The organism is Trebonia sp. (assembly GCF_049794275.1).
Taxonomy (GTDB): domain Bacteria; phylum Actinomycetota; class Actinomycetes; order Streptosporangiales; family Streptosporangiaceae; genus Trebonia.
Map to the genome: position 1 here is coordinate 1 of NZ_JBARCR010000254.1, position 6,582 is coordinate 6,582.

Annotated in this window: 5 protein-coding genes; all 5 read left to right on the forward strand. The window is 69.3% G+C overall.

All coding sequences use genetic code 11. The features are described 5' to 3' along the window. The first annotated feature begins 262 nt into the window (after positions 1 to 262). The 5 genes from WA805_RS07360 to WA805_RS07380 all read left to right on the forward strand — a co-directional run bounded on the left by WA805_RS07360 (position 263) and on the right by WA805_RS07380 (position 6,582). Positions 263 to 1,294 (forward strand): hypothetical protein, encoded by a 1,032-nt coding sequence (locus tag WA805_RS07360; RefSeq protein WP_425241958.1) that lies wholly within the window; start codon positions 263 to 265, stop codon positions 1,292 to 1,294. Further along, positions 1,294 to 2,337 (forward strand): amidohydrolase family protein, encoded by a 1,044-nt coding sequence (locus tag WA805_RS07365; RefSeq protein ID WP_422324892.1) that lies wholly within the window; start codon positions 1,294 to 1,296, stop codon positions 2,335 to 2,337. Before WA805_RS07360 ends, WA805_RS07365 begins: the two co-directional genes overlap by 1 nt. A gap of 2 nt (positions 2,338 to 2,339) precedes the next feature. Next, positions 2,340 to 4,130 (forward strand): ABC transporter permease, encoded by a 1,791-nt coding sequence (locus WA805_RS07370; RefSeq protein WP_422273866.1) that lies wholly within the window; start codon positions 2,340 to 2,342, stop codon positions 4,128 to 4,130. Further along, on the forward strand, positions 4,130 to 5,302 hold the full coding sequence (locus WA805_RS07375; RefSeq protein ID WP_424561008.1) for an ABC transporter ATP-binding protein: 1,173 nt from the start codon (positions 4,130 to 4,132) through the stop codon (positions 5,300 to 5,302). Before WA805_RS07370 ends, WA805_RS07375 begins: the two co-directional genes overlap by 1 nt. Before the next feature lie 134 nt (positions 5,303 to 5,436). Next, positions 5,437 to 6,582 carry an ABC transporter substrate-binding protein gene (locus WA805_RS07380; RefSeq protein ID WP_422273870.1) on the forward strand — a complete coding sequence of 382 codons (1,146 nt, stop codon included), beginning with the start codon at positions 5,437 to 5,439 and terminating at the stop codon, positions 6,580 to 6,582.

Consider the following 6,582-nt stretch of genomic DNA (forward strand, 5'->3'; position numbering starts at 1 on the left):
CCACAACCATCGGGATGCCTGACCGGTGTATATCGCCATTGACCGCGCAGATTCGGGAGAGAAGAATCTCGATCAAACATCTTTCGGAAGAAATCGTCTCATTACGGTTCTGATGCAGGCTCACGAGAGCATTGATCCGGGCTCGCCGAGCATCCCTCTGCTGTCTCAGAGGAAGTCCCGGTTCCGGATGGCCAGATCGGCGCCATACGCCTGGGAGCCGACGAGGCAGGACCGCCGCGACGGCGCGAGCGGAGGAGCAGAAGTGGCTGAGATAGTGCTGGGGCTGGCCTCGTCTCACACGCCCCAGATGAGCACGTCGGCGGAGTTCTGGAAGGAGCATGCTGCCCGCGACGAGCGCAACGCCCAGCTGCTCGGCCGCGACGGCCGCTACCACAGCTACGACGATCTGCTGGCCAACGCCGACCCGGGGCTGGCCGGCGAGCTGGAGGCCCCGGTCTGGAAGGACAAGTTCGATCGCGCCCAGGCAGCAGTCGGGGCGCTGGCCCGGCGCTTGGAGCAGGCCGCTCCTGACATCGTGGTGATTGTCGGCGACGACCAGCACGAGCTCTTCGGCGCTGACGGCGTCCCGGCGATCGGGCTGTTCACCGGGGAGCGCCTGTGGGACCTTCCGCCCGACGCCGAGCACTTCGCGCGAATCCCCAAGGACATCCAGCGGGCTAACTGGGCGGCTCATGCCGACGCGCCCGACAGCTACCCGGTCGGTGCCGGGCTCAGCCAGCATCTGGCGGCCGCGCTGACCGGGCGGGAATTTGACGTGACCGTGATGTCCGCGCAGCCGCGGGGACGGAGCCTGGGGCACGCGTTCACGTTCGCGCGCCGGCGGCTGCACCTAGCGGCCGAGGTGCCCATCGTGCCTGTTCTCCTCAACACCTACTACCCCCCCAACGTCCCCGGTCCGGCCCGGTGCTGGCGACTGGGCGAGGCCCTGCGCGCGGGGATCGAGTCATGGGACGCGGACGCGCGCATCGCCGTCTTCGCCAGCGGCGGGCTCAGCCACTTCGTGGTCCTCGAGGATCTCGACCGTGCCGTGCTGGCTGGCCTGGCAGGCGGCGACGGGGCCGCGCTGGGTCAGCTCCCTGCCGACATGCTGCGCTCGGGTACGTCAGAGACTCTCAACTGGATCACGGCCGGCGGTGCCCTGAGCGGCCTTTCGTTCGACCTCCTCGACTACATCCCGGCCTACCGGTCCCCGGCCGGGACCGGCGTCGGCATGGCGTTCGCCACATGGAACCGTGATCGCACAGCCCGCACTGAGCAGGAGACGGCAGCCTGATGATTATCGATGTGCACGGCCATGTCAGCGCTCCCGACGCGCTGTACGCCTACAAGGCCAATGTGCTGTCCCACCGAGGCGCGCACGGCCGCGGCCGGGTGACCGCGACCGACGACCAGCTCAGGGAGGCCGTTGAGCAGCCTGGCGGCGCGTTCGGGATCTCTCACCTGGAGCACCTCGACACCGCTGGCATCGACGTGCAGCTGATCTCGCCCCGCCCCTACACGATGATGCACTCTGAGGACCCCGCGAGGATCGTGCAGTGGTTCATCGAGGAGACCAACAACGTCATCCACCGGGTCTGCGGCCTCTACCCGGACCGCTTCCGGGGAATGGCCGGCCTGCCGCAGTCGCCGTCGACCGGTCCGGCTGCCTGGGCAGGCGAGCTGCGCCGCTGCGTCACCGAGCTCGGCTTCGTCGGCGCGCTGATCAACCCCGACCCGATGGAGGGCCAGGGCCCGCCGCTGCCGGGGCTCGGCGACCGCTTCTGGTACCCGCTGTATGAGGCGTTCTGCGAACTGGACGTACCCGCCCTGATCCACTCGGCCGGATGCCGGCCGCCGGCCAGGGAGAGCTACAGCTTGCACTTCATCCTGGAGGAGACGGTCGCGGTCGCCAGCCTGCTCGGCTCCGACGTGCACAAGGACTTCCCCTCGCTCAAGCTGATCATCTCCCACGGTGGCGGCGCCATCCCGTACCAGGCCGGGCGGTTCATGCCCGCCGCCGCGCGCAATCCGGGCGCCGAGAGCTTCCACGACCAGCTCCGCACCCTGTGGTATGACACCTGCCTGTACACCCGCGATGCCATCGAGCTGCTGATCCGCACCGTGGGCGCGGACCGCTGCCTGTTCGGGTCGGAGAAACCGGGCACCGGCTCGGTCCGCGACCCGGAGACCGGCCGCTGGTACGACGACATCCGGCTGCTCATCGACGAGATCGACTGGCTGACCGACACCGACCGTGCCCGGCTGTTCGAGCGCAACGCCGCGGCGCTGTTCAGCCTCACAGGGCTGCGGGCCACGCCTAGTCCAGAAGCGGTCTAGCCGTGTCCACCGCGACCACCGATCTCAGGACGCCCGTCGGCCGGCCCGGGGTAGCGCGTCGGCAGCGGCGGCCGTCGCCCGGCCTGATCCTGCTGTGCCTGCTCTCCCTCGGCCTGTTCGTCTGGCCGGTGGTGATGCTCGCCTACGGCGCCTTCCGGACGGCCCCTCCCGGCTTCGGCCATGCCAGCTGGTCAACGTCCGGGTTCACGGCTGCGCTGTCGAGCAGCGCGGTGTGGCACGCGTTCGCGAACTCGCTGATCCTGTCCGGTTCCACCGTCCTGATCTCGACTGCGCTCGCGGTGTACCTGGCCTGGACGGTCACCCGGACGGCCACCCCGCTGCGCCGGATCGTCACGCCGATGGCCGTGCTGATCTTCGCCATACCGCCGCTGTTCTTCGCGCTGTCCTGGGCGATGCTCGGCGAGCAGCCGGTCGGCCTGGTGGACAAGGCACTGCACGCGATGTTCGGCGTGACCCCGCTGAACATCCAGTCGTGGTTCGGGATGATCGGCGTCAGCGTCCTCGGCGCGACGGCCGCCGAGTACCTGCTGCTGCTCGGGCCGTTCCTGGCCCTCGACCCGTCCTTCGAGGAGGCGTCGCTGGTGTGCGGCGCAAGCCGGCTCCGCTCGTTCTTCCTGATCGAGCTGCCCGCCCTGGCGCCGTCGGTCCTCGGTGTCATGATCCTCGGCTTCGTGCTCGGCATGGGGCTGCTCACGGTCCCGCTGCTGCTCGGCGAGCCCGCCGGGATCTACGTCCTGCCGACCGCGATCTATCGCGACTACCAGGCGGTCACCCCGCCGAACTACGCCGGGGCCAGCACGTTGGCGCTGCTGCTCGTGGCGATGGTCCTGATCCTGGTCGCGCTCCAGACTCGGCTGCTCGGGCGGCGCAGCTTCACGACGGTGACCGGCAAGAGCAGCCGACGGGAGCGCCTCGACATCGGCCGGTGGAAGTGGCTCGGCACGGCCGTGATCGTGATCTACGGGCTGCTGGCCCTGGTGCTCCCGCTCGGCCAGTTCGTCCTCGGCTCGCTCGAGTCCTACTTCGGTGTCTACTCGCACCTGTCGCTGAACAACTACTCCACGGTGCTGCACGCCCCCGGCACGAGCTCGGCATTCGAGACGACGCTGCTGGTCGCCGTCGTCGCCGGGTTCAGCGCGGCCGCGCTGGGCGTCTGGGTCGCGCTCACTGCCCAGCGGTCCACATCCCGGCTGCGGCGGCTCCCCGACCTGTCGATCTGGGTCTTGTGGGCCGTCCCCGGGATCACCCTCAGCCTCGGCCTGATCTGGGCGTACCTGTCAGTCCCCGGGCTGCGGTCGCTGTACGCCACGCAGTGGATCGTGCTGCTGGCACTGATCGTCGGGACCACGCCGATCGCCAGCCGGGCGGTCACCGGCCCGATCGGGCAGATCTCTCGCGAGCTCGAGGAGGCGGCGCGTACCGCCGGCGCCTCGGGCTTCCGGGCTACCACCGGCATCCTGCTGCGCCTGATCCTGCCCGCCTTCGTCGTGGCGTGGTTCATCACCGGGATCGTGGCCTCCGGCAACCTCGACATCCCGATCCTGCTCGCCTCCCCCAACAACCAGACGGTCCCGCTGCTGGCGTACAACCAGTTCAACGACGGGTCGCTGTCGCAGGCGGCGGCGACGTTCTGCCTGCTGATCGGCATCGTCGCGGCGGTCCTGGTGCTGGCGGCGGTGATGCGGTTCGTGCTCCGGCTCCGGGCGGCAGGCAGGTCACCTGCCCTTCCCGCGCTCCGGCTGCCGGCCGGCCTACCGGGAAGGAGCCGCTGATGTCTGCGGTCGAGCTCGCGGGACTGCGGAAGTCCTACGCAGACGTGACCGTCCTGGACGATTTCAGCCTGCGCGCCAACCAGGGCGAGCTGGTGACTCTGCTCGGGCCGAGCGGCTGCGGGAAGACGACCACGCTACGCTGCATCGCCGGGCTCGAGCGCGCCGAGCGGGGCGAGATCCGCATCGGCGAGCGCCTCGTCGCCTGCCCCGAGCGCCGGGTGTTCCTGCCGCCGAACCGCCGCGACATCGGGATGGTCTTCCAGAGCTACGCCCTGTGGCCGCACATGACGGTGTTCGGCAACGTCGCCTATCCGCTGCGGGTGCGGCGGCGCGACCGCCGGGAACGGCAGCGGGCGGTCATGGAGATTCTCGCGATGGTCGGCATGGACAGCTACGCCCACCGGCCGGTCACCGAGCTGTCCGGGGGCCAGCAGCAGCGGGTAGCGCTGGCGCGCGCGATGGTCGCCCGGCCTGCCGTGCTGCTGTTCGACGAGCCGCTGTCCAACCTCGACGCCAAGCTGCGGCGCTCGATGCGCAGGGAGATCCGCGACGCGCACGACAGATCCGGCGGGACGTCCATCTACGTCACCCACGACCAGGAGGAGGCCATCACTCTCTCCGACCGGGTGGTGGTCATCCGGGGCGGGAAGATCCAGCAGGTCGGGACGCCGAAAGAGATCTACACCAAGCCCGCTACCCGGTTCGTCGCCGATTTCATCGGCTTCGAGAACCTGCTGACCGCCACGGTCAGCGAGGCACGCGACGGCTCGACCGCAGTGAAGCTCACGTCGGGAGCCGGCCCGGTGTGGACGTCCAAGGGCATCACTCGCGCGCCCGGCACCGAGGTCGTGCTGGCGGCCAGGGCCGACGAGCTCGAGATCGGCTCGCCGGGCTCGCCGGGCGAGGCGCCGGCCGCCGCGATTCCCGGCGTGATCCGCTCCCGCACCTACGCGGGCGGGCGCGTTGAGTACCTCGTCGAGGCGGCCGGCGCACAGGTCGTGGTACGCGCGCCCGAGGCGGGGGCCGCCGGGAGCATGCTGGAGGCCGGCAGCGACGCGTGGGTGCGCTTCCCCGTCGATGCCGCCGTTCTCGTTGACGACGACAACGCGGAACGGGCACCCCAGGCCGCCGAGCAGACCGTCGAGTCTGTCCCACTCCGAGGGGCCACATGAGCGCGAGCACTCCTGCCGGCGCAAGGACAGGCAGCAGGATGATCTCGCATCCCCGCTGGCCGACGCGATACGAGTCGGCGAGTCGTCGACATCATGCATGCCGCTTCACTCTGATGCAGAAAGGTAGCAAGACCATGAAGCCGAGACAGATAGTTACCGCCGGTTCGGCGCTGGCCATGATGGCCGGGCTTGTCGCCGGGTGCAGCAGCTCACCCTCGTCATCGACGTCCTCGAGTTCGACGCCCTCCAGCTCGACGGGCTCGTCCACGTCGAGCCTGCAGACCCAGCTAGGCGGAGCCGCCAACTCCAGCGCCATGGAGGCGCTCTACAACAAGGCGGTCGCCGCCGGACAGAAGAGCGTTGTGATCTACGGCCCGAGCGCCGGGAACGACATGGCGCTGTACACCGCATTCAAGAAGTCGTTCCCTGACATCACGGTGACCGGGGTCCCAGTGGTGGGGCCGCCGATGACCGCCAAGCTCGCCGCCGAGATGTCGAGCGGCAAGCACGTCGCCGACATCGCCTACACCGGCAGCACGGACATGCTGGCCTACATCAAGAGCGGCTGGTTCGCGCCGTTCAAGCCGTCAACCCTGCCGCCGGCGTCGCAGCTGGCCGCCGAGAGCTACGGCCCGGGCAACAACTTCTTCGGCTTCACCGTGGGACTATCCGGCATGCTGTACAACACCAGCTCGGTCCAGGCCAGCCAGGTCCCGACCACGTGGACCGGCCTCCTGAACTCGCAGTGGAAGAACAAGCTGGTCATGTACGACCCGACGGCCATCGGCGAGATGGACGACATCTTCGCTCACCTCGCCCTGGTGCCTGGCGACTCTGGGATGATGACCGGCCTGAAGACGCAGAACCCGCAGCTGTCCCCGTCCAGCGACATCACCGGCCCGCTGACCGCCGTCGCCCAGGGCGCAAAGAGCCTCGGGATCGGCGTGCCCTACGCGTTCTATCTGGTGGCCAAGGCCAGCGGCGCCCCGGTCAAGTTCTACCTGCTCAATGCCGACAACTACACGGTGACCCTGTACGGGGGCATCGTGAAGGGCGCTCCTAACCCGCTGGCGGCGCAGCTGTACGAGGACTGGATGTACACCCCGCAGGCTGCGGCGGCTATCGCCTCGGAAGGGGAATACTCGACGGTGCTCGCCGACGCGGGCCCGGCCGGCATGCCGAAGCTGACCGCCATCAAGGTGTTCCCCTTCATACCGCTGAGCGGGATCCCCGCCGCCGATGGCGCCGCCATCACCCAGGCCCAGCACGTCTACGGCTGA

Coding starts and splice junctions, on each gene's coding strand:
- WA805_RS07365 (WP_422324892.1), top strand. CDS start 1,294: ATGATTATCGATGTGCACGGCCATGTCAGCGCTCCCGACGCGCTGTAC.
- WA805_RS07375 (WP_424561008.1), top strand. CDS start 4,130: ATGTCTGCGGTCGAGCTCGCGGGACTGCGGAAGTCCTACGCAGACGTG.
- WA805_RS07380 (WP_422273870.1), top strand. CDS start 5,437: ATGAAGCCGAGACAGATAGTTACCGCCGGTTCGGCGCTGGCCATGATG.